A 22,852-nucleotide genomic window follows, 5' to 3' on the forward strand; every position below is an offset into this window, starting at 1 on the left:
TATATACGATAGTTTGCAAATAGGCTCGATAAGGTGAGCAATTACCATTACCATATTGGCAAATTCATTAGCTCGTGATTATTTATGTCTTTACCTCCTTGCCCAAATTGTAACTCAGAATACGTTTATCCAGATCAAGACCACTTAGTTTGCCCTGAATGCGCACACGAGTGGAACCCGACTCAGGCAGCAGAAGAAGACGCCGTAAACGTGAAAGATGCCAACGGCACTTTGCTGCAGGAAGGTGATAAGGTCACGTTAGTCAAAGATCTAAAAGTAAAAGGCAGCTCATTGGTGCTGAAGATCGGCACCAAAGCTGTGATTCGTCGTATTAAAGACGGCAAAGATCATCAACTAGATTGTAAAGTCGATGGTGCTGGCGAGATGATGGTGACGGCGCAGTTTGTGAAGAAGGCGTAATACCTGTACTTAGATATCGCTTTCAGAAGCAATAAAAACAGCTCATTAGGAGCTGTTTTTTTGTTTTTAAGCAACGCTTGATTATTGAGGGCAAAACGTTTGATTGAGCTCTTTTGCTACCTCGATACTTGCTAGCCCAAATCCACCCAATAAGGCGCCACTTGGTACGACAAGGATATTTTTGTTGATGCCGGCTGGCGTTGATTTTAGAACCGGCAACTTGTCCAGAATCTTATCCGCACTCTGATACATATCCCACGCTCTTTGACTCACTAAAATGTAGTCGGGTTGCATCTCTAACATCGCTTCCATACTGGTTGAGCGATAGCCTTTAAAGTGTGCTTGTGCAGGATTAATCGCCCCTGCGAGAGTAATGATGGTGTCGATTGCCGTATCAGCGCCACCGACGCGTGTTGCACCAGAGCGGTCAAGCATAAAGAAAATAGCTTTTGGCTTGGTTTGGCATTGTTTGTGTTCTAGTTTCTCAATTTCTGATGTCACGCTTTGTTTTAGCTGCTTGGCTTCAGTAGGATGCCCCATGACTGCTGCCAGTGTGTCTATCCGAGACAGCAGTTGAGGAACGTGTTGCCCTGAAGGGATTGTCACCACTTCGACACCACTTTTGGCAATTTGTTTGATGGCAGTTTGTGGTCCCATTTCATCAGTGCCGATCAAGTGGGTAGGGTGCATTGCCATTACTCCCTCAGCAGAGAGACGAACATGTAAGCCTAGCTGCGCGATGTCTTCATCGCCTTCAATCAAATGTCTACTGGTAAAATCTGCACCGACTAGCTTGTCTTGCGCGCCTAATGCATAAATGATTTCTGTTACCCCAAAGCCTGCGCTGATCATGCGATCTTCAGCATGCAAGGGCATCGTGACCAAAGAAGCGAGTGCCAAACATAAGAGTTTTTTCATGTATTTCACCTTACATACCATGAACAAATACGGGTATGTTTGATAAATCAAAGCCCCTCCGTAGAAGAAGGGGCTAAATAGTATAAATGTGCTTTAGAAAACGTATTTCGCGTTCACGCCGAAGTTGATACCTGGTGAAGTTAACGAGTCTGAATTTGCAACGGACGTTGGTGTTAACCCTTTCACACGGCTGTAGTTCCAGTATTTCTTATCAAATACGTTAAATACACCACCTCGAATGGTTAGGTTCTTGATTGGTTGCGCATAGGCGGTAACATCAACGATGCCGTAGCCTGGTGCTGACAAGTTATCTTTATTGCTCCAATCGCTGCCATCTTTGCTAGCAACAGCCGTTAAGGTGGTTTCCCAGCCGTACAGTGCATTGGCTTGGTCGAAGCCAAGACCCAATACCCCGGTCAGTGGTGCGACACTGTCTATGGCTTTTCCTGAGTCTTTATCCTCACCTTCAGAGCATGCACCACTGACACGTAAGTAAGTGCCATTTGGTACAGGCATTAATGCTCCGAGCTGCAGGGCACTTGAGAATTCCACACCGTAGATTTTCGCGTTGTCGATGTTCTCGTTTTTGCTGTACATGTATCGAGTACCTTGGTGCACTTCAGTCCAAGATGTCGAGTTAATGAAGTCACTGTAATCGTTGTAGTACGCTGCTAATTCCCAGTTCAACGCTTGGTAGTTCTGGCGAACACCCAGTTCAATAGAATCACTGGATTCGGGCTTCAAATCAGGGTTTGCAAGCACTACAACATGCATTCCAGGGACGGGATTACGCTCAAAGCTGTAGTAAAGCTCTTCTGGTGTTGGTGCTTTAAAACCACGCGCGTATTTAGCGAAGGCGCTGGTGGTATCGGTAAAGTGGAACACGCCCCCTAATTGTCCTGTGATTGCATCTGTATCGAGATCTTTGTATTCACCTAGGTTGCCGTCGATATTACGATGATCTTTAGTTGGTCGGTATTGGAAGGTGTCGTAGCGAAGACCAGTGGTTACAATCAAGCGGTCATTCATAAGATACATCTGATCTTGCGCGAAAAGCCCAGCTTTGCGTACGTCAGTTTTTGGTGGCATTTCAACAACGCCACTGGTGTCTTTCCCTTTATTATCCGTGTCACGAGTTTCGAGCTTGAACTCGCTGTCGATTAAGGTTGCTCCGTAAATAAAGTCGTGATTTGTGTTTCCTAGCACGAACGATTTATCGAGCTGTACATCCAGCTGGAGCGATGTATCCTTCGCGTTACGTTGTCTGATTCGATCGGTGCTGGTAAAAGGTGGGAAAGCGCTTGTCAGTGTGTCTTTTGTGGTGTTTTTCGCTTCCGAAATCTGCCAGTTTGCTTGCCAAGTTAGGCGATCAAAAGCGGAGTATTGAGCATTCCAAGTGTGCTCAATGCCAACGCGACCTCTGCGCTGAGTGTCCTCGAAATGATAGTTAGAATATTTATTGAAGCCACTAGAGCTGCCTTCTAGAGAAAGACTTTCTCCATCCGAGTCTTGTTCGAAGTACTGCCCAGTAAACACGAAATGATGATCTTCACTGGCTTGAAGCTCTAACTTAGACAAAATGTTGTTTGATGTGTAGTTCATCGGATCGGCTTTACCGCGACCTTCGCCAGTGATATCAGCCCCATCGCCATGCGTTTCCAGTTCGTCACCATCGCGGTGAGTAAAGATAATCATCCCTTTAAGGTCTTCATTAAACTGGCGAGCCGCGTTTACGGTTGCTTTGTAACTGCCGTCGCGAGATTGATACCCTGCGTCGACACTCGCATGACCTTCTTCGCCTTGGAGGAGATCATCAGCGGATTTTGTTCTCATCAAAACGCTGCCGCCGAGTGCACCACTGCCGTACAAACTTGAAGACGAACCTTTGTTAACTTCAATGGCGGTGAGCGTATCAACTTCGACTTGCCCTTGACCTTTGCCAAGAACATTCATCACAGTTCCGCTGACTCCTGAACCGTAAGCGACGGGTTGTTCTACGCCATCGACTAGAACTTTAACCCGGCTTCCGTCCATTCCTCGGACATTGAAATCTGACGCCCCAAAACGTGAGTTGCCATTCATGCTGACGCCCGGTATGTAACGTAGGCTTTCTTCGATATTGTTTGCCATCTGCTTTTCAATATCTTCTGAGCTGACAACCGCCACACTACCTGCAACGTCAGAAATAGACTGTTCCATACGAGACGCAACGACGACAACGGTTTCCATTTTTTGTGTGTTTGCCGAGGGCTTTTGTTGTTCGGCATCACTAGATGCATAGGTGAGAGGGGCAATAAGCGTTGGCAGCAATAATGTAAAAGGTGCCACCCTTGGCTTTAAAAGAGACATACTGCATTTCCTTAGAAAAATCGCACTAAAAATAAAAGCTCTTAGCACTTCAAGTGGGAATGGTTATCATTATTATCGCAGTATGATGAACAAGATTTGTTCACTTAGATTTGATCTTTATCAACTAATAATGCATCTCATTTACATCTTTTGGGTGGTGGTGGAATGTTCAAGTCGGCAAACACCGCTGATGGCTGCCTCTCAATCTCGTTGGAATATTTCTGGTGCTAACTCCACCGCTTCGCACATGGCAGGAATATCTAGCAACGTGATATGGCTTTCGCACTCAGTAATAAAACCCTCGTTTTTCAGTTTTTTGAACGTCCTAGAAAGCGTTTCTGGCGTCATCCCTAGCTGTGTTGCGAGCAGCTTTTTTGTCACGGGTAATGTGATTTTCCCTTCGCTTCTCGATTGAGCACAATAGAAGTCAGCCAGCTTCATCACCAGTCTTTGGTTCGCGTTTACTTGCGTCAAAATGTTCACGGTATCCATCAGCTGGTGGATACGATTGGTCATGTAGTTCATGACTTTTAATGAAGTCTGCGGAGACTGAGTAAACACCGTTAACACATCTTGGTAGTAGAACACTGATAACTCCGTGTCCTGATCGACACGGGCACTCATCGGATAGGTTCTTGGGGACATAAACATCGCCATTTCCGCAATCATTTCTCCCGCCATAAACACTCTAAACAGCTTTTCGTCGCCGTTTGGCATCAAACGAAACAGCGAGACTTTTCCTCTCTCTACCAAATACATATTTTCCGCAGGCTCCCCACGTCCAAACAGTTGATGCCCTGCATTGCAATGCAAAGGCGAGCGTTTTGAGAAGAGTTGCGTTTTTTCTTCTTCGTTCAGGAGCGAAACAATAGAGCCGGGCACGCTGTTTTCCTTAGCTTGATAATTATCAAGCAGCAAATTCGGACTTTGGGAATAAGATACAAATAATAATCATTATTGATTGATATGCCAACTTATCCAACCTGAGAAAGGAGAACAGTTATGGACGGTATTAGCCACGTATTTCGATGGGTTGCCTTGTGCGGTCTGGTCGTTCTTTTTGTTCCCGTCGCCATCTTTGCTTAGGAGTCATTATGTCTAAACGATTAGCGATGCCCAATGAAGGGCGAGAAGTGACAAAAACACCGGGGCACTGGGTACTCGCTCAATTGGGTAAGAAAGTACTGCGCCCTGGTGGCAAAGAGCTAACACAAAAAATGCTGCAAGGGTTGGCAATTACCCGTGATGACCGCGTTGTCGAATTTGCGCCCGGTATGGGTTACACGGCACGTTTGTGCTTGGAAAAATCCCCTGCAAGCTACACCGCTATCGAACAAAATGAGCAGGCAGCCGATATTGTTCGCTCTTACTTACAGGGGGCAAACCAACGTTGTCATGTCGGGAATGCACAAGAGACAGGGTTAGAGCCAGAATGTGCTTCTGTGGTTTATGGCGAAGCTATGCTGACGATGCAATCCGATGCGCGTAAAAACGAAATTATTGCTGAGGCTGCTCGAATCCTCGCGACTCATGGTCGTTACGGTATCCATGAATTGTGCATTACGCCAGATACTATCGATGAAGATAAAAAGCGCGCGATTCAAAGAGAAGTTTCCGAGACCATTCAACACCCCGCCAAACCCATCACACCCGCAGAGTGGAAAGCTCTGATGGAAGAGAATGGTTTTGTCGTTGAATTTGAAGCCGTTGCTCCAATGCATTTACTCGAACCAAAACGCGTTATCGCCGATGAAGGCTTGAGTGGGTTCTTAAAAATCGTGAAAAACGTACTGACTAAACCGCAAGCGAGACAGCGTGTGTTAGGCATGCGTAAGATTTTCCGCAAACACGAAAAGAACCTATCTGCAATAACGCTTGTCGCAAGAAAGAAGGAAAGCTAAATCATGTTTGAATACACCTTATATGAAGATCTCGCCAGCGAAGTGGATATCCCCAAAGCAGGTATCACGAGTTGCCCTGTGTATAAAAGTGAGCGTTTGCGAGGTGTTATCTTTGGTTTCGCCGAAGGTGAAGAAATGAGCGAACATACCGCAGCAGTACCAGCGATTGCACAAATACTCGAAGGAGAATGTACGTTCACATTAGAAGAAGAGGCGAAGGAACTAAAAGCTGGCGCTTGGTTGCTAATGGACGCACATTTGCCTCACAGCATTATCGCAAAAACGCCATTGAAGCTGATGCTGTACCTGTTGCGCGAGCCTAAGTAACACGCAGTATTGAAATACAAACCAATGTAAATTTAGCCCCAATCAAGTATTGGGGCTTTTGCGTTTATTGCTGCCGGTACTTATCTGACGAAATTCTGTAATCCTGCCACGCTGGCAAAGTTATAGAGAATAAAGCCCGATGCCACCATGGTGACTGCCAAAACGAGGTTCAGCGTATCGCTCAAGTTGGCATTAGGTTTGGCGCTGTGGTTTTTCATTTGGCGTTGAATCGTTAAAGCGTTGAACACCAATATCGAGTTGGTCATTGCTGTCCCTAAAGCCATCACGAATGTCGCGATCATGCCCCACATTAAGCTGCCTAACATGTTAGAGAGAAACAGAACCAGCACCGCGCCAGTACAAGGGCGAAAGCCAATAAGCAGCAGTGCTTTCCATGAAATATTGCCGTTAGAGTTTTCGGAATCATCATCTTCTTGAGAGGGTGTTTGCTTGATGCGGCGTTTAACCACAGACGCAAACTCTTTCAAGGCTAATAAGATAATAAACACCGCACAACCTTGAGTCAGTAGACGAACATTATCGGAAAGGCTGAAAGCAAACTGCTCTGCAATTTTGGCGGTAATCACGAAAAGAATGCACGCGCTCGCGGCTTGTAGGGCGGCAATAATCGCGACCAATACAAGCGCTTGTCGACGACGGTAGCCATGAATCAGGCTCATTGACGTTACTGCCGTTTTACCATGTCCAGGAGCAACCGAATGCAGCAAACCATACAGAAAACTAAACCCCAACAAGTACCAACCATACAACAGTTGCCCTTGGCTGATGAGCATCAGGTATTCACTGAGCGAGTTTACCGTGTCACGTTGAAGCCGAATCAACTGCATCCAGTAAGCAGGGAAGTGATTCCAAATATGCAGAGAAATGGCTAATACCCCAACGCTAAACACAGCGAATAGAGCACGTTTGAAGACTAACGAGCTTCCCATTACTTCTCCTCCGGATCACAGGTGAAGAGGGCTTTTTGGGTAAATAGCTGACCGAGTTCGTTATCTGGGTCAGCATCAACTGATAGTGACATCGCGTAAGTCACTTGCTCTGGTGTTGGGTTTGGTTCAACCACGTCGATATGACAACGATCAGCGTAAGGCTCATTGATGGTGATGGCATGCTTGTGTTCCCAACTCATATCTACGAAGTAGCTCGGATCAAAGATAAGCAGACGCAGATCAGGCGTGTAGATACTGGTGGGTTTAGCGAGTTCAAGATTGAACTTCAATGTTGCTTTTGCGCCATTCATCTCGATAGACCCTTCTTCCACCATCTTGTAGCGAATCGGTTCATCGTCAGCATAAAAGTAGGTGAAGTAATGGCTTGATAACAGGTTGTAAATCACCTGACTAGAGAGGGTCGAAAGCACTTCATCTCGATTTTCGTCGGTGAGTTTCTCTCCCGCGAGCATGTAAGCCGTGGTCATGGCGTCAAACTCCCAGTTCATTGAGAGCGATTGAATCTTATCTTCTTTGATATTGATTTTGGTTTCCATCGTCACCCAAGAATGAGGGTGGGCGTGGACAAAACAAGAAAACAGCAGTGAGAAAGCAGTAAGAGTAAGGCGTAATCTAGAAAGAGAAAACGATCCAAAGATGGACATCCGATTACCTATGATTAAAATGATGCGAAATTTTCGATTGTTATAACATAACATTAATGGCATTTGAACATTGTTCATTACTGTAAGTGTGGTTATTTATCGACGATTTATCCGTTTACCTGTTGAGATGCATAGGGTGGCAATAGAGCCGATGAGTTAGCTATTTTATTGATTTTCGTTCTCATTCTTTTTCCCATTTTGTGGTTAACTTGAGCCCATTAAACAAATAGAATGCAGTTCGGTGGCAAGATGACTTAAACCGACTCTTCACGCGTTCTGCACTTTTCTAACCAACTTTTTCAAATCATGAATCTGACTCATAAAGACTATTTTAAAATCGCATTTCCTTTCATCGTTTCTACTGTTACCCAGCCATTATTGGGGGCGGTGGACACCGCGGTGATCGGTAAACTCGGTGTGGCTGAGATGATTGGTGGTGTGGCGATCGGCACCGTCATCATGAATACCTTATATTGGCTGTTTGGATTTTTCCGCGTCAGTACTACCGGGCAAAGTGCAATCGCATTAGGTAAAAATAGCCCAGAAGATCAAGCGAGCAGCTTATTCCGTCCTTTCGTGCTTTCGCTCTGCCTTGGCTTGATTTTCATTGCGTTGCAGTCCGTGATTTGGATGGGGGCAGAGCTGATTATCTCCCCTGATGCAGTCGTGGCAGAAAACGCGAAGATTTACTTCGATATCATGATCTTTGGTGCACCGTTTGTATTGCTGAACTACACCGTGATTGGTTGGTTGATGGGGCAGGCGAAAGCCAAAGAAACCTTGTTCACGCAAGTGTTTGGTAACGTGCTGAACATCGTGCTGGATATCGTATTTGTGTTGTACTTCGATATGGGGATTGCTGGCGTTGCGGTAGCGACACTTATCGCGCAAATCTCGACGTTTGTTATTGGTGCGGTGCTGGTGTTGAAAACCTGTCGCTTCCCGCTGTTTGATTACATTCAGACCGCAAAAATGACGCGTAAAGATCTCAAAGTTATCGCGTCTTCCAATATGGATCTGCTGCTTCGTACTGTGTGTCTATTGGTGTTCTTCAACATGATGGCGCGTGTAGGCTCTCAGCTTGGTTCTGATGTGCTTGCGGCGAACGCAATCTTGATGCAAGTGACCTTCATCGTCAGCTACATGTTCGATGGTGTGGCGAATGCGTCGAGCGTCTTTGCAGGTAAAGCCGTAGGGCAGAAGAATCCGACATTGCTTGATAACGTGATTAAGCTAAACACGCAATGGACCGCGGCGTTTGTTGTTGTATTGACCTTGTTGTTGGTGCTGTTCAAACACCAAGTGGTGACGTTATTTACCACTTTGCCAAACCTTGTTGCGCTGTACCTAGACATGAGCCCTTGGTTATTGGCATTCCCGTTGGTTGCTGGTTTTGGTCTTACGTTTTACGGCATCTTTACTGGCACAGGGACGACGCGACCAGTTCGTAACTCTACCTTCCTAACCATGGTGTTGTTCTTAGTGACTCAATTTATTGCGGTGCAATACTGGGGCAATCACGGTTTGTGGCTGGCATTCACTTTGTTCTACGTTGGGCGCTTTGTCTTCTTGTTCCCATACCTCGATCAAGTCAAACAAAAGTGTCAGTAATTCAAGCTGTTATACCCAAGTAACCTCGAGATGCTTAGTTCAGCGAAAATGCCTTGGCTTGCAGACGCGGCGACGATTTGAAGATCTAGTGGCTCTAAATCAATAATCGTCAACAAAGTATGCGGGTCAAGGCAATTCGCCCTTTGGGAGTGAGTCACTGAAGCAACTTCTGCGTCAAACAACTTGGAAAGAGCTCGCTATTCCGCTGCGTCGTTTTCCTTGGATTTGAATCAGTGACTCACTCTGAATCCAGCATCTTGAGGTCACTTGGGTATAGATTATTTCGATTTTTTATCACAAGGGCGGAGCCATCTGCCCTTGCTGATAAAAGCGTGAAAAAGGTGATGAAATAACCCCTCTGAGTTGTTTTCTTGCTCAGACCTGCGTGATACTATCGTTATGTTATATTGTTACATTTAGTTTGATGTCGTGATTTCTCAACCAATACTCTCCGTTAATAATCTCAGCCTTACAGACTCAGAACGCACACTCTTCAAAGACATTTCTTTTGAGCTGTTTCAAGGTGAAGTTCTTGCCATTATGGGACCTTCCGGCATTGGTAAATCCATGTTGTCGAAAGCCGTCGCAGGTTTTTTGCCGTCTGATATTTGGGTAGACGGAAGTATCCAGCTTAACAGCAGTGAAGTCGCACAAACTGCCATGCTGCAACGGAGTCAATCGCAGCGTCCCGCGGTCATTTTCCAAGATGCACTTAAAGCGCTGAATCCATTGGCGTCTGTCGAACAACAACTGTGTTTGGCATTGACGGGCAACAAAACACGCTTGTCTTCAGCAAACCGAGAAACGGTGACGACCTTGTTGTCTCAACTCGGATTTGCAGATCCAAAAGCAGCATTGGCGCAGCATCCAAGCCAGCTATCTGGTGGTCAGCGCCAGCGTATTTGTATTGCGATTGCGTTGCTTGGTAGTGCCAACTTGATCATCGCGGATGAGCCCACCAGTGCGCTCGATCCAATCACCGAATCGGAGATCCTTGAGTTGTTCCGCAGCAGTGTTCAGCAACGCAACATCAGTGGTTTGTTGATCACGCACGATCTCTCTGCGACTTTGGCGTGTGACAAAGTCTTGGTAATTGCGGACAACACCATGGTGGCTTATGGCGCACCATGGCAAGTCATTCAGCAAAGTTCGCATCCTTTCTGCCAACAACTTGCGCAACTGCTGCCTTAACCTCATCTCTGGAGCCTATTTTGACTAAGCACAACTTGAGCGGGCACACGCAGCCTAAATCGGCGGAAGTTCGCTTTGAGCAAGCCAGTGTTCACTATTACTCCAAACCAAGTTGGTTAGGGGGTAAACCGTTTAAAGCGCTTGAACAATTGGATCTTTCTATCGACACAAAGAACATTGCGATTGTTGGTCCTTCTGGTGCGGGTAAATCGACCTTGATTGAACTTCTGTTTGGTCTTCGTAAACCGACATCTGGTGAAGTGTATGTGTGTGGTTATCCGTTATCGCGTAGCTCGGCTAAGCAGCGACAAGAGTTATGTCAGCACATTCAGCTGATCCCGCAAGAGCCGCAGTCTAGCTTGAATCCGTACTACACCGTTCGCCAGATCTTACTGGAGCCGCTAAACAATATTGGTTTAACGCAAGAGCTTAACGAGAAGGTGGAAAAGGTCTTGGCGGATGTCGGTTTGGATCTCACATTGTTGGATCGTAACCCGCAGCAATTATCAGTTGGGCAAGCGCAACGTGTGGCTATCGCCAGAGCTTTGATTGTCGAGCCTTGTGTGCTGGTTGCCGATGAGCCAACCAGCAGCCTAGACCCCGTCAGTCGTAAACAGATTCTTGACCTGTTGGCGGCCATTCAAAAGAGTCGTCAGATGCGCCTGATTTTGGTGACACATGACCTCGATGCGGCACAAACCCTATGCGATGAAATCCTAGTGTTAGACAAAGGACGTGTTGTCGAGCACGGCACGGCACAAAACGTGACAAATAACCCATCACACTTGATCACGAGAGCCTTGATGAGCGCTCAACACAAAAGTAATGAATTCACAAAAACCATTGGAGAGGTTTCTTATGCACTTTAGTACTCCCAAGTTAGCTTTGTCGCTGGCTTTAAGCGCACTGTTGACGGGTTGTTTTGACTCTGGCGAAAGCAAGCCAGAAGCGGAAAAAGCAGCTGCACCGCAAGCAACGGAAATTCGCGTTGCCATGATGCAACCACCACGCACAGGTTTGTCACCACTTTCAGATGACGCGTTCAAACTGTCACGTTGGAGCACAGCAGAAACGCTAGTGAACCTCAACGATCAGTCGGTAGCAGAGCCAATGCTGGCAACAGAGTGGGAACAAGTTGATCCGATGACGTGGCAATTTACGGTACGTAAGGGCGTGAAATTCCACGATGGTTCTGACCTTGATGCCAATGCGGTTGTGAACTCTCTACAAAAAGCATTAGATGCCGCACCAAAACCACGTATTTTGGATGGTATCGAATGGCAAGTTCGCGCACTGGACGACTTCACTGTTGAAATCAAAACGACCTTTAACGATCCATTGTTGCCAAGCCGTCTATCTAGCCCACAGTTAGCGATCCTTTCTGGTGCTGCATACCAAGAAAACGGTCGTGTTGTGCCAATCAATGCGGGTACCGGTCCATTCGTTCTGACAGAAATCAACGGTACAACCAGCGCGAAACTGAAGCGTTTTGATGGATACTGGGGCGAAAAAGCGAAAGTAGACAGCATTTTTGCTGAATACGTACCAAACGGTTTTGCTCGTGCTGCAGCGCTGCGTACCGGTGAGGCGGATGTCGTTGAAGCGGTTCCTGTATCGCAAATCGCGATGATGGAATCTTCACAGCTGCACGAAGTCGCAATGCCACGTACCAACACGCTTTACCTAAACAACAAATCAGATGTGTTTAGCCAGTTCGGTTTGCGTAAAGCAGCGGCTCAAGCGGTTAACCGTGAGCAAATCATCAAAACGGTTTACGAGAACCACGCCGATTCAGCAAAAGGTCTGTTAGGTCCAGCATTGGCATGGGCTCAACCAATTCGTGATGCGAACCCTCGTATGGAAACCATGGAAATGCGCCACGCGAACGGTGAGAAGATCACCATCGGTACATTTACCGACCGTGCTGAGTTGCCAGAAGTAGCGGTGCTGCTAAAGCAACAACTTGAAGCGGCTGGCTTTGTGGTTGAACTAGACGTTCGTGAATACGCACAAATCGAAAACGATGCACTAGCAGGTAAGTTCGATGCGTTCTTGTTGTCACGTGCAACAGTGCTGGATTCTGGTGACCCAGTGGCGTACATGCAAAGTGACTTTAGCTGTAAAGGTTCTTACAACCTAGGTCAGTTCTGCTCTGAAGAAGTGGATGCTGCATTGAAACACGCTGATCGTCAGCCATTGGGTGAGAAACGCCAACAAGCGATCATCGAAGCAGAAAGCAAAATCCTTGAGCAATACGCTGTGATTCCACTGCTTCACGAGCGTGTAATCCAAGGTGAGAGTGACCGCGTGAAGAACGCACAACGTGACCCACGTGAGCGTCGCCTGATCGACCAGTTTACTGAGGTGAACTAACTCGATGTCGTCTGTTGCCAACATGCGCTCTCGTTGGAGCGCTTGTATGCCTGAATGGTTTACGCGTTTTTTGTCGCGCTTCCTGTCACTCGGAGTGGTGGTTGTGTTGGTGGGGTTGATGCCGGATATTGCCGGTATCGACCCAAGCCAATCAATCCTCCGTGCCCGTGCGGGTGCTCAACAATTGCTGACGGCAGAAGCTCTGCAAGCAATTCGAGAAGATCTTCAACTTGACCGCAGCGCTGCTGAGCGACTGTGGGATTGGTTGACGCTTGCCATGCAAGGTGACTTGGGTGTCTCTTGGGTGAGCGGCGCATCCGTGATGGAGAGCGTTCAACAAACCGCAAAAACATCGCTACTACTGATGCTTACAGCGTTAGGCATGGCATTTGTAATGTGCATGGCGAGCGTGCTTTACACCGTGCGTCGTTGGCAACAGAATCGTTTAGCCACTCAAGGTCTGGGGCATCATGACACGCTCAGTTCGGTGTTGGTCTCACTGCCTGAATACGTGATTGCTTCGTTGCTGATCATGGTGTTTTCCATCTGGTTGGGTTGGTTTCCACCTTATGGTTGGCAAGGCGTGCAAAACCTCTGGCTACCCAGTTTGGCAATGGCATTACCTGCTGCTGGCTTGTTCGGGCGCTTGCTCAATGACAGCCTCAAGCGTGTATTAGATGAGCCTTGGGTGATCACTTGGCTATCGGCGAACGTCAGTAAGTTTCAAATCTTACGCTTTGCCTTGTGGCGCGCCGTTAGTAACTTGATTCCTCAAATCGCAATGACGGTGATTGGTTTGACCGGCGGCGCGGTTGCTGTGGAACAAGTGTTTTCCATTCCGGGTATCGGACGACTAATCTTAGGCGCTGCGAAGTCACAAGATCTGCCGATGCTGCAAGGTGGCTTGTTGGTGTTGCTGGTGTTCTCGATGTTGATCAGCAGTGCGAGCATCTTATTGCAACGCTGGTTACTCGGGTACAGTGTCACAAGTGGCAAGCTGATCAGCAGTCACAGTACTTTTCGTTTTACCCAAAGCGCCACTAAACGTATCGTCAGTGCGACAATCTTTGCCTTGTTGATTGGTTGTGCGGGATGGGCGTTAATGCGCGATCCTTACACCATCCAATTTACTCGCCTTGAATCGCCAAGCTTAGCAGCACCGTTTGGTGCCGATGCGGTCGGGCGAGATCTGCTTGCTCGCGTTGGCGGCGGTATGATGTCGACAATCAAAATGGGCATCATCGCGACGTTCCTAAGTTTGGTGATTGGTTTGCTGCTCGGCTTCGTGACTCGTTATAGCCAAGGCTTAATTGAGATCACTAAAGGTGTGCCATACATTGTGGCGGGTCTGCTGATTGCTGGTCTAACGGGGATGAACCCAAACAGTGCCTTGATTGCGATTGTTATGGTGTCGTGGGCACCATTAGCAGCGCACTGTGCAAGTTTGTTCATGGAAGCCAAAGCGCAGCCTTACACGCATCTTGCGCCCATTTGGGGAACCAGTCAGTGGCGAGTACTCCGCTACTACTTGTTGCCTTATGTGCTGCCGCCATTGATTCGTCACGCGTTTCTGCGTTTGCCGTACATTACGCTCAGTCTGACTTCTCTGAGTTTTATCGGACTTGGCGTTAAGCCGCCAGAACCTGAATGGGGCTTATTGATTGCAGAGAATCTGCCTTACATCGAGCGCTCACCATTGGGTGTCTTGTTGCCAATTTCAGGCTTAGTTTTGATGACGATTGCAATCAACTTGTTGTTCGACGATTAAACCGGACTCATGAACTTTCCCACAGCCTCAATAGCGATATTGAGGCTGTTTTCTTTCTGTTTCATTATTCGCCATTGTGCGTCCCAAAAGCCACGCGCACATTTGCACTCTGACGTGCCATTCTTAAGCTGACTCTCTCGGTTTTATCTTGATAGGAAAGGGCATGAAGGAATACGCGCCGCAGTACAGCAAACAAGAAAAGATCATCAGAGTCGCTATCGCTGGCGTGTTTTGCGTTCTAGTTGGCGTGCTGTTTAAGCTTGAGGGGGAGCCTTTGTTGCAAGCAGTTGCCCAAGCGCCCGAATGCTATGAAGTGTTCGGTATGCAGGGCTTAGAACTTCTGGTTCATATACTGTTCTTTTGGATGCCACTGTCCGTGTTTTTACTTGCTGCGGTATTGATGTTGCCACTTGGCGTACGTGGTTTGATCGAAGGTCAGTTTCCACCTAAAGGTGTGAAGGTATTCAGACCCACAGTGATTCAACGCGGCAAGCTCGGTACGTTCAAATCCCTTATTCATCTCTTGCTCCCCTTATTGTGCTTTGGCTTTGTCGTGTGGGGTAATGGTCAAATTGAACCCATGATGGAGATCTTCCAACCAAAACAAGGGGAAACAACTTGTATTGACTGAAGTTCTTGATGTGTCTTTGTGACCTTGGTCCGTTATAGATAAGCCAATAAATTCAATTATTTGTTGAATCTAAAATATTAGTCGTAAAGATAAAAATTATTATAATACGTTGCACTGTATATGAAATTACTTGTGCTGTCTCTTTGTTATAATTGGGCGCGATTTGAACAATATAACAAAAGGTATCTATTCATGTTCAGCAACCTCTCTATCAAGCAAAAGATAGTTCTCCCTCTATCTTTGATGATTGTATTACTGACTTTAAGCTCAGTATTGAATGTTCTTACGATGTGGAAACAAACCGAGCTTAGCGACACGCTTAACGAGCAGGTTACCCCAAGCCTTTTTACCATTGAAGATGCGTATCGCGACCTCTATCAAGCAACTTCAGCGATTCAAGGTTTAGCTCTGGCGCAGTCTCAAGCGGAAATTGACCACCATCTATTTGAATACAAAGACAACGCATACAAAGCTCTGCCACGTATGAAGAAAGTCATGTCACTGTCCGATGCGGGGGTAATGCCTCGCAGTCATGGTAGCGAGGTGCAGAAGCTAGTATCAACAGGTGAGAAATGGCTGCAAAGCTATGAAACCATGATCAGCAAACCACAATCGCAGTGGGTAAGTTATTACGAGTCAAACAAAGCGGAATTTGAACACCAATTTGGTGCGGTACGTGAACAACTAAATGTGGTGAAAGATGCGATTGAAGCAAAACAAAAGACGCTAAAAACGGATATCGCAGCAGCGGCACTCCGTGCAGAACTTATTCTTGAAGCAGGCATCGCAATCGTAATTATTGCAGCGCTTGGTATGGTGGTATTACTGCTAAAAACTGTTGTGAAGCCAATCAACGACATCAAAGAAGCAATGGTGCAAATTGCGTCTGGAGAAGGGGATTTGAGCCAACGTATTAGCATCAACTCGCAAGATGAAATTGGTCAACTTGCCGGTGGCTTCAACCAGTTCGTGACTAAAATTCAAGCGACAGTGTCACAAGTCGTCGAAAGCGCAAACACATTGCGTCAGGAAATGAACAACCTGAATTCGTTGACCTCAACCATTGCAGATTCAACGGTTCACCAACAACGTGATAGCGAAGCTGTTGCCGCAGCAGTTCATGAAATGCAAGTGACCAGTCGCAACGTGAGCGACAGCGCTACAGAAGCCGCTTTGGCAAGCCAAACAGCGAACGAAGAGTTGTCGAATACCAATGTGATTTTGGAGCAAACAGTCGCAGCGATTCGTGATCTTGCGGGTGAGATTGAAAGTGCAAGCCAAGTCATCAACACACTAGATAATGACGTAAGCAACATTGCTTCAGTATTGGATGTTATCCGTGGCATTGCAGAACAGACCAACTTGTTGGCATTGAACGCGGCGATTGAAGCGGCGCGTGCTGGTGAGCAAGGTCGTGGTTTTGCTGTCGTGGCAGATGAAGTGCGTTCCTTAGCCAGCCGCACGCAAAAGAGCACGGGCGAGATTCAATCGATGATTGAGAAGCTGCAAGCAGGCGCTGCTCAGGCGGTGGAAGTGATGCAGGGCAGTAAAACCAGCAGCGAAGACACCATTCAATCGGCAGGTTTGGCGACAGAATCTTTGGCTGAAATCCTTAACGCGATCGCACGTATGAACGAGATGAACACGCACATTGCGACAGCAGCAGGTCAACAAAGCTCAGTGAGTGATGAAGTGAACAGCAACGTTCAAGGTATCGCAGACAGCAGCACGTCGATTGTGGATGTAGTGAGCCAAGCGCAACAGTCACTGTCTATGCTGTCAGAACAGACGCAACAGTTAGACAAGCAAGTCAGCCAGTTCCGCGTTTAATCTCAGCGGTAGACTGATCTAACTAAAAGAAAAAAGGCATCTTGATTAGCAAAGATGCCTTTTTTATAAACATTACTGGATGCTGATTGGATTAATATGAACAGCGGAAAGACATGTTTGATAGCGTTCTTTTGGCTCTGCCGGAGAAAAAGATATTGCATTGGTCATCGATGTAATAAACACGGTTGTATCGCACGCTTACTGGTTTGTCATCACCTACTACAATGTAATCCTTCCCTTTTGATTTGGAATACTCGTAGTGATATTCCATAAACTGGTAGCTGTCTTCCGCAGAATCAAGCGTAGAGTAATGAATTTGGGAATCCATGCGGTTTTTATACAACTTGGTGTAGGTTGTCCAACGATAGCCTGATGCTTCTACTTTGCCGAACAACTGTACTTTTGATTGATGTGCAATTAGCAATAGAACTCCATTTAACACGATCACTAGTGCTAATGCCTTATATTTATTGGCATTCAAGTAAGAGTTCATCTTTGTGATAAATACATTCATGGTTATCAATTGTTACGGTTATTGTGCCATCATCTGAACGTTGGGCTTCTGGGTATGGCGCGGCGCTAAGTACTTTTTCGAAATCATGTTTGTAATAAAGTGCGCTGGCGGTATTCCATAAATTAAACATGGTTACAATTAACAAGGCTGTAAACAGAATCCGCCACGACTTTAGGTTTTGGTGATGAGCAGCCTTCATACCCAGTATTGGAAGCACGTCATGCTTGGGCTCGATGTGTTGTTCAGAAGTAAGTTCTTCGTCCTCAGTAACATCGAAGTTTAATGAATAGCCAACACCAGGAATGTTGATGAGAATTTTCTTATCATTGTCTTCAAGCGTTCGTCGAGTGCGATTGATTAACTGAGGCAAACTCTCTTGAGATATGTGCTCATAGCCCCAAACCTGCTGAATAATCTCTTTATTACTGATCGTGCTTGGGTGCGCGTCAACTAAGCAGTTCAATAATGCTTTTTGCTTGTTGGTGAGCTTAACGGTGCCTTGCTCTTTTGTTCTGCCACTCAAAAGGGAGGGCTGTAAATTGTGAGTCGTCCTGTCCCATGTGAATTTCCCTAATACTATTCTATTGTTGTTTTTCATAACCAACTTATTTCGTATTTCAGGCTGTTTTAGGGGAGCGGATTATAGGGAAATGAAGAAGGAAATCAACGTCTATATTTGAAAAATAATTACGCAAAGCGAAGCGTAAATGTTCAGCTTATGATTCAATGTTAATCAGGTGTAAATGAAATACAATGCCACTTTGTTATCATTTCAGTTTATGTTCTGCTTATATTAATTTCTCTCCAATATGATTTTTCGTTGACTTTCTTTGTCACGAATTCTCTGGTTTTGTCTACTCTTTTCTCCTGTTTTTATTAAGAAAAATCCAATTTCAATTGCTCACAGAAAATTTATTTTTCCAATAGAAAAGCGCTCAAATTGAGAGATCAATAACAGCTTTAGAACAAACATTTTTGTCTATCGTAAAGAGCGGTAAATTTTGTTGTATGTACAACATTGAGTAATTATCATCCCGACTAATATTTGCTGACTTTTTATTGAGTCACGTTTTTTAGTTAGGAAGAGAGAATTTTCATGACACGTAGAACCACGCTATCGCTCTTGATTGCGTCGAGCCTATTATTGGTCGGGTGTGAACAGAGCCAAGAAGGACAAGCACAAGGTGGTCCAGCGCCGACACCAGAAGTGACGGTAATGACGGTTGAACCGGTTCGCCAAGCGTTAACGGTAGAATTGCCTGGTCGTAGCCGAGCGTTTAAAGAGGCAGAAGTTCGCCCACAGGTCACGGGTATTATTTCTGAGCGCAATTTTGAAGAGGGTGGTGTGGTTGAGAAAGGTCAATCGCTTTACCAGATCGACGATTCTACGTTCCAAGCAGACCTATTAAGTGCAGAAGCGGAATTGATCCGTGCTCAAGCTTCGGAAGAATCGACGTACTCAACAGTTCGTCGTTACCGCGCGTTGATTACGAAGAAATCGATCAGCCAACAAGATCTCGATGAAGCAGAAGCCGCGTACAAAGAAGCGAAAGCGCAAGTGTTGGTAGCGAAAGCGAAGATCAACACAGCGAAGATCAATCTTTCTTACGCACAAGTGAAAGCGCCAATCAGCGGTGTGATCAGCAAGTCTAACGTAACGGCGGGTGCGCTAGTAACGGCAAACCAAGCGGCGACGCTAACGACTATCCAACAGCTAGACCCAATCAATGTTGATATCGTGCAATCTTCTGCTCAGTTACTCCGTTTGAAAGCAGCGATGTCACAAGGTCACTTGCAAAAAGACGAATCCGCTCAAGTAACACTAACGCTTGAAGACGGTTCGACGTATGCGCATAAAGGTATTATGAAGTTTACCGAAGTGAATGTAGATGAAAGTACTGGCAGCGTAACGCTACGTGCAGAATTCGCGAACCCAGATGGCTTATTGCTACCGGGTATGTTTGTGCGCGCAACGGTAACAGTAGGAGTGGACCCAGTGGCGATTCTTATCCCGCAGAACACAGTTACGCGTGACGCAACGGGCAAAGCCTCAGTAATGACAGTGGGTGCGGACAACAAGGTAACAATAACTCCGGTAACAACGGCGGAGTCTATTGGTAACCAGTGGCGTATTACTGACGGTCTGAAAGTGGGTGATAAAGTCATCACAACCGGTCTACAGATGATCCAACCGGGTAATCCAGTAACTATTCAATCAGGTGAGCAGGCTTAATCATGGCACGATTCTTTATCGATCGTCCGGTATTTGCTTGGGTACTTGCGATTCTGACTATGTTGGCGGGCGTAATGTCTTTGTTCAACTTGCCAGTTTCTCAATATCCAACGATTTCACCGACCACGATCTCAATCAGTGCTCGTTACCCTGGTGCTTCTGCGAAAACCGTAGAAGACTCAGTAACTCAGGTTATCGAGCAAAACATGACGGGTCTGGACTACCTGCGTTATCTAAACTCAAGCAGTGATGCGTTTGGTAATGCCACCATCACGCTGACCTTTGATAGCGAAGCCGATCCAGATATCGCGCAAGTTCAGGTGCAGAACAAACTGCAATTGGCGATGACATCACTTCCGATGGAAGTACAAAGCCAAGGTATCGTTGTAAACAAATCTAACACCTCATTCTTGATGGTTGTGGCGGTTTACTCTGAAGACCCGGACTTTACAGAAAACGACATCGGTGACTTTGTTGTTACCAATATTCAAGATCCGATCAGCCGTGTAACGGGCGTAGGTCAAGTGCAAGCGTTTGGTTCTCAATACGCAATGCGTGTTTGGCTAGACCCATTCAAACTGACTCAGTTCAACCTTACTGCAATCGACGTCGCGAACGCTATTCGTGAACAGAACGCACAGGTTTCTTCTGGTCAGTTGGGTGCAGCGCCTGCGCAAAAAGGTCAGTTGCTTAACGCAACCATTTCTTCAGCAAGCCGTTTAACCAGCGTGGCTGAATTCAGAAACATCATTCTGAAATCAGAAGCGAACGGCTCGAACGTTTACCTGAAAGACGTGGCACGTGTTGAGCGCGGTGCAGAAAGCTACGATATCAAAGGTCAGTACAACGGCTTCCCGGCAGCAGGTCTTGGCATCTCGCTTGGTACTGGTGCGAACGCGCTAGAAACGGCAGAAGCAGTAAAAGAACGTCTTGGTCAGCTAAGTGCGACTTTCCCTGATGGCTTGAAGATCGCTTACCCGTTTGAGACAACACCATTCGTTGATGCGTCGATCAAAGAAGTAATCAAGACACTGCTTGAAGCGATCGTGTTGGTATTCTTGATCATGTACCTGTTCTTGCAGAACTTCCGTGCGACGATCATCCCAACGATTGCGGTTCCGGTGGTATTGCTGGGTACGTTTGCGATCCTTTACGCGACAGGCTTTAGTGTTAATACCTTAACCATGTTTGCGATGGTTCTGGCAATCGGCTTGCTGGTGGATGATGCGATCGTTGTGGTAGAGAACGTGGAACGTGTAATGCACGAAGACGGTCTCGATCCAAAAGAAGCGACGAAGAAGTCAATGGGGCAGATCACTGGCGCTCTAGTGGGTGTTGGTTTGACGCTGTCTGCGGTATTCGTACCGATGGCGTTCATGTCTGGCTCAACTGGTGTTATCTACCGTCAGTTCTCTATCACCATCGTAGCGGCGATGACGCTATCGGTGTTGGTGGCGATCATTCTTACTCCGGCACTTTGTGCGAGCTTACTGAAGAAAGGCGATGCAGAATTTTCGGATAAGAAAGGCTTTTTCGGCTGGTTCAACCGTAAGTTTGATGCGGCAACGGCGGGTTACGAAGCGGGCGTAGCGAAAATGCTAAAACGCACCGGTCGTATGCTGTTGGTATTCGCGGCAATGAGTGCGGGCGCAGGTTGGTTGTTCATGAACCTTCCGACATCGTTTCTACCGGATGAAGACCAAGGTACCGTGTTCTCAATGGCAATCTTGCCACCGAACTCGACTCAAGAGCAGACTGAAAAGACACTAGAAAAAGTCCGTAACTACTTCCTTGAAGAAGAGAAAGACAATGTTAAATCTGTCTTCTCGGTTGCGGGCTTCAGCTTCGCAGGTCAAGGTCAGAACATGGGTATGGCGTTTATCGGTCTGAAAGATTGGTCAGAGCGTGAAGCTCCAGGTTCGGATGCGGCTTCGCTAACAGGTCGTGCGATGGGGTACTTCTCAACCATTAAAGAAGCAATGGTGTTTGCATTTGCGCCACCGGCGATTCAAGAGTTGGGTAACGCGACCGGTTTCGACTTCTACCTACAAGACTCAACCGGTAACGGTCATGAAGCGCTTGTGGCAGCTCAATACCAAATCCTAGGTATGGCAGCACAAAGCCCAAAACTGGTAGGCGTGCGTCCAAATGGTCAGGCAGATGCGCCGATGTACCAAGTGCATATCGACCACGTAAAACTGCGTGCGCTTGACGTGAGCATTAACGATGTAAACCAAATCCTAGCTTCGGCATGGGGTGGTGCGTACATCAACGATTACATCGACCGCGGACGCGTGAAGAAGGTTATGGTTCAGAGTGATGCTGAGCACCGCATGCAGCCGAAAGATTTCGACTCATGGTACGTGCGTAACTCACAGGGTGAGATGGTACCGTTCTCGGCATTCGCAACGGGCGAGTGGACTTACGGTTCTCCGCTATTGCAACGCTTTAACGGTCTACCTGCGATGAACATCCAAGGCGGCGCGGCTCCGGGCGTAAGTACTGGTGAAGCGATGGCAGAAATCGAAGCCATGGTAGAAAAACTGCCTCCTGGCTTTACGGTGAACTGGAACGGTATCTCTTACGAGGAACGTCTATCAGGTAACCAAGCACCAATGCTTTACGCACTGTCGATTCTGGTTGTCTTCCTTGTACTAGCTGCACTGTACGAGAGCTGGTCAGTACCATTCGCGGTTGTGCTTGTTGTACCTTTAGGTGTGCTAGGTGCGGTACTTGCAGTAATGACTCGCGGTATGGATAACGACGTATTCTTCCAAGTTAGTTTGTTGACCACTGTCGGTCTGGCAACGAAGAACGCGATTCTTATCGTTGAATTTGCGAAGGAATACTACGAGAAAGGCGCGGGCTTGATTGAAGCAACGCTGCACGCGGTACGTGTTCGTCTCCGTCCTATCATCATGACCTCGCTTGCGTTTGGTCTGGGTGTAGTGCCGCTAGCGATCAGTGCGGGCGTAGGCTCTGCGGGTCAAAACGCGGTAGGTACGGGTGTACTTGGTGGTATGGTAAGTGCGACCTTGCTTGGTATTTTCTTCGTGCCTGTGTTCTTCGTTGTGGTTGAGCGTTTGTTCGACCGCCGCGCAAGAAAAGAGGCTCAAAAAGAGCAAGTGGAATCTACTTCACAACCAACGGCAAGCCAAGAGTAGGACTTAG

The 22,852-nt window shown here is 46.8% G+C and carries 19 protein-coding genes; 12 read left to right on the forward strand and 7 right to left on the reverse strand.

Going from position 1 to position 22,852, the window contains the following annotated elements; translation table 11 throughout:
• Positions 1 to 84: 84 nt before the first annotated feature.
• Positions 85 to 420, forward strand: coding sequence for a zinc ribbon domain-containing protein YjdM (locus OH459_RS02865; RefSeq protein WP_269985363.1), 336 nt, complete (start codon positions 85 to 87; stop codon positions 418 to 420).
• 81 nt (positions 421 to 501) lie between these two features.
• Here OH459_RS02865 and OH459_RS02870 read toward each other — a convergent pair whose 3' ends face one another.
• The 3 genes from OH459_RS02870 to OH459_RS02880 all read right to left on the reverse strand — a co-directional run bounded on the left by OH459_RS02870 (position 502) and on the right by OH459_RS02880 (position 4,569).
• Positions 502 to 1,338: a heme/hemin ABC transporter substrate-binding protein gene (locus tag OH459_RS02870; protein WP_045488092.1), complete on the reverse strand. Its 837-nt coding sequence runs from the start codon at positions 1,336 to 1,338 to the stop codon at positions 502 to 504.
• A 93-nt stretch (positions 1,339 to 1,431) separates the two neighbouring features.
• Complete coding sequence (locus OH459_RS02875) at positions 1,432 to 3,687, reverse strand: TonB-dependent hemoglobin/transferrin/lactoferrin family receptor (protein WP_269985366.1); 2,256 nt, start codon at positions 3,685 to 3,687, stop codon at positions 1,432 to 1,434.
• Between the two features lie 201 nt (positions 3,688 to 3,888).
• Positions 3,889 to 4,569: a Crp/Fnr family transcriptional regulator gene (locus tag OH459_RS02880; protein ID WP_269985368.1), complete on the reverse strand. Its 681-nt coding sequence runs from the start codon at positions 4,567 to 4,569 to the stop codon at positions 3,889 to 3,891.
• A gap of 212 nt (positions 4,570 to 4,781) precedes the next feature.
• Between OH459_RS02880 and OH459_RS02885 the strand changes: the two genes are divergently transcribed.
• Both OH459_RS02885 and OH459_RS02890 read left to right on the forward strand, forming a co-directional pair.
• A complete protein-coding gene (locus tag OH459_RS02885) occupies positions 4,782 to 5,588 on the forward strand; it encodes a class I SAM-dependent methyltransferase (protein ID WP_188015257.1) in 807 nt (268 codons plus the stop codon).
• Between the two features lie 3 nt (positions 5,589 to 5,591).
• A complete protein-coding gene (locus OH459_RS02890; RefSeq protein ID WP_009698239.1) occupies positions 5,592 to 5,915 on the forward strand; it encodes a cupin domain-containing protein in 324 nt (107 codons plus the stop codon).
• Positions 5,916 to 5,995: 80 nt separating this feature from the next.
• On the opposite strand, the gene OH459_RS02895 is transcribed toward OH459_RS02890, so the two are convergent.
• Positions 5,996 to 6,865, reverse strand: a complete 870-nt coding sequence (locus OH459_RS02895) for a nickel/cobalt transporter (RefSeq protein WP_269985373.1) — start codon at positions 6,863 to 6,865, stop codon at positions 5,996 to 5,998.
• The gene (locus tag OH459_RS02900; protein WP_443088659.1) at positions 6,865 to 7,428 is read right to left on the reverse strand and encodes a DUF1007 family protein; all 564 of its coding nucleotides are present in this window, start codon (positions 7,426 to 7,428) and stop codon (positions 6,865 to 6,867) included. Before OH459_RS02900 ends, OH459_RS02895 begins: the two co-directional genes overlap by 1 nt.
• A gap of 408 nt (positions 7,429 to 7,836) precedes the next feature.
• On the opposite strand from OH459_RS02900, the gene OH459_RS02905 reads away from it, so the two are divergent.
• The 7 genes from OH459_RS02905 to OH459_RS02935 all read left to right on the forward strand — a co-directional run bounded on the left by OH459_RS02905 (position 7,837) and on the right by OH459_RS02935 (position 16,934).
• Positions 7,837 to 9,141, forward strand: coding sequence for an MATE family efflux transporter (locus tag OH459_RS02905; protein ID WP_017819104.1), 1,305 nt, complete (start codon positions 7,837 to 7,839; stop codon positions 9,139 to 9,141).
• 429 nt (positions 9,142 to 9,570) lie between these two features.
• Entirely contained in the window at positions 9,571 to 10,332 is a 762-nt protein-coding gene (locus tag OH459_RS02910) for an ATP-binding cassette domain-containing protein (RefSeq protein WP_269985378.1), read from the forward strand.
• 20 nt (positions 10,333 to 10,352) lie between these two features.
• A complete protein-coding gene (locus OH459_RS02915) occupies positions 10,353 to 11,201 on the forward strand; it encodes an ABC transporter ATP-binding protein (RefSeq protein WP_269985380.1) in 849 nt (282 codons plus the stop codon).
• Positions 11,191 to 12,705, forward strand: coding sequence for an ABC transporter substrate-binding protein (locus tag OH459_RS02920; RefSeq protein ID WP_269985382.1), 1,515 nt, complete (start codon positions 11,191 to 11,193; stop codon positions 12,703 to 12,705). The genes OH459_RS02915 and OH459_RS02920 overlap by 11 nt, the downstream gene beginning before the upstream one ends.
• A gap of 4 nt (positions 12,706 to 12,709) precedes the next feature.
• Positions 12,710 to 14,473 carry an ABC transporter permease subunit gene (locus tag OH459_RS02925; protein ID WP_422485258.1) on the forward strand — a complete coding sequence of 588 codons (1,764 nt, stop codon included), beginning with the start codon at positions 12,710 to 12,712 and terminating at the stop codon, positions 14,471 to 14,473.
• A gap of 163 nt (positions 14,474 to 14,636) precedes the next feature.
• Entirely contained in the window at positions 14,637 to 15,104 is a 468-nt protein-coding gene (locus OH459_RS02930) for a hypothetical protein (protein ID WP_269985384.1), read from the forward strand.
• Between the two features lie 192 nt (positions 15,105 to 15,296).
• The gene (locus tag OH459_RS02935; protein ID WP_017819109.1) at positions 15,297 to 16,934 is read left to right on the forward strand and encodes a methyl-accepting chemotaxis protein; all 1,638 of its coding nucleotides are present in this window, start codon (positions 15,297 to 15,299) and stop codon (positions 16,932 to 16,934) included.
• 91 nt (positions 16,935 to 17,025) lie between these two features.
• Here the strand turns inward: OH459_RS02935 and OH459_RS02940 are convergent, their stop codons facing one another.
• Both OH459_RS02940 and OH459_RS02945 read right to left on the reverse strand, forming a co-directional pair.
• Positions 17,026 to 17,358, reverse strand: a complete 333-nt coding sequence (locus OH459_RS02940; RefSeq protein WP_227742632.1) for a hypothetical protein — start codon at positions 17,356 to 17,358, stop codon at positions 17,026 to 17,028.
• A 43-nt stretch (positions 17,359 to 17,401) separates the two neighbouring features.
• Positions 17,402 to 18,046: a winged helix-turn-helix domain-containing protein gene (locus OH459_RS02945; RefSeq protein WP_172580504.1), complete on the reverse strand. Its 645-nt coding sequence runs from the start codon at positions 18,044 to 18,046 to the stop codon at positions 17,402 to 17,404.
• Between the two features lie 498 nt (positions 18,047 to 18,544).
• On the opposite strand from OH459_RS02945, the gene OH459_RS02950 reads away from it, so the two are divergent.
• Positions 18,545 to 19,681, forward strand: coding sequence for an efflux RND transporter periplasmic adaptor subunit (locus tag OH459_RS02950; protein ID WP_017188234.1), 1,137 nt, complete (start codon positions 18,545 to 18,547; stop codon positions 19,679 to 19,681).
• Positions 19,682 to 19,683: 2 nt separating this feature from the next.
• A complete protein-coding gene (locus OH459_RS02955) occupies positions 19,684 to 22,845 on the forward strand; it encodes an efflux RND transporter permease subunit (protein WP_269985391.1) in 3,162 nt (1,053 codons plus the stop codon).
• The last annotated feature ends 7 nt before the right edge of the window (positions 22,846 to 22,852 follow it).

The organism is Vibrio sp. MM46 (assembly GCF_027587135.1).
Classification (GTDB): domain Bacteria; phylum Pseudomonadota; class Gammaproteobacteria; order Enterobacterales; family Vibrionaceae; genus Vibrio; species Vibrio harveyi.

Coding starts and splice junctions, on each gene's coding strand:
- OH459_RS02865 (WP_269985363.1), top strand. CDS start 85: ATGTCTTTACCTCCTTGCCCAAATTGTAACTCAGAATACGTTTATCCA.
- OH459_RS02870 (WP_045488092.1), bottom strand. CDS start 1,338: ATGAAAAAACTCTTATGTTTGGCACTCGCTTCTTTGGTCACGATGCCC.
- OH459_RS02875 (WP_269985366.1), bottom strand. CDS start 3,687: ATGTCTCTTTTAAAGCCAAGGGTGGCACCTTTTACATTATTGCTGCCA.
- OH459_RS02885 (WP_188015257.1), top strand. CDS start 4,782: ATGTCTAAACGATTAGCGATGCCCAATGAAGGGCGAGAAGTGACAAAA.
- OH459_RS02890 (WP_009698239.1), top strand. CDS start 5,592: ATGTTTGAATACACCTTATATGAAGATCTCGCCAGCGAAGTGGATATC.
- OH459_RS02895 (WP_269985373.1), bottom strand. CDS start 6,865: ATGGGAAGCTCGTTAGTCTTCAAACGTGCTCTATTCGCTGTGTTTAGC.
- OH459_RS02905 (WP_017819104.1), top strand. CDS start 7,837: ATGAATCTGACTCATAAAGACTATTTTAAAATCGCATTTCCTTTCATC.
- OH459_RS02920 (WP_269985382.1), top strand. CDS start 11,191: ATGCACTTTAGTACTCCCAAGTTAGCTTTGTCGCTGGCTTTAAGCGCA.
- OH459_RS02925 (WP_422485258.1), top strand. CDS start 12,710: ATGTCGTCTGTTGCCAACATGCGCTCTCGTTGGAGCGCTTGTATGCCT.
- OH459_RS02930 (WP_269985384.1), top strand. CDS start 14,637: ATGAAGGAATACGCGCCGCAGTACAGCAAACAAGAAAAGATCATCAGA.
- OH459_RS02935 (WP_017819109.1), top strand. CDS start 15,297: ATGTTCAGCAACCTCTCTATCAAGCAAAAGATAGTTCTCCCTCTATCT.
- OH459_RS02945 (WP_172580504.1), bottom strand. CDS start 18,046: ATGAAAAACAACAATAGAATAGTATTAGGGAAATTCACATGGGACAGG.
- OH459_RS02950 (WP_017188234.1), top strand. CDS start 18,545: ATGACACGTAGAACCACGCTATCGCTCTTGATTGCGTCGAGCCTATTA.
- OH459_RS02955 (WP_269985391.1), top strand. CDS start 19,684: ATGGCACGATTCTTTATCGATCGTCCGGTATTTGCTTGGGTACTTGCG.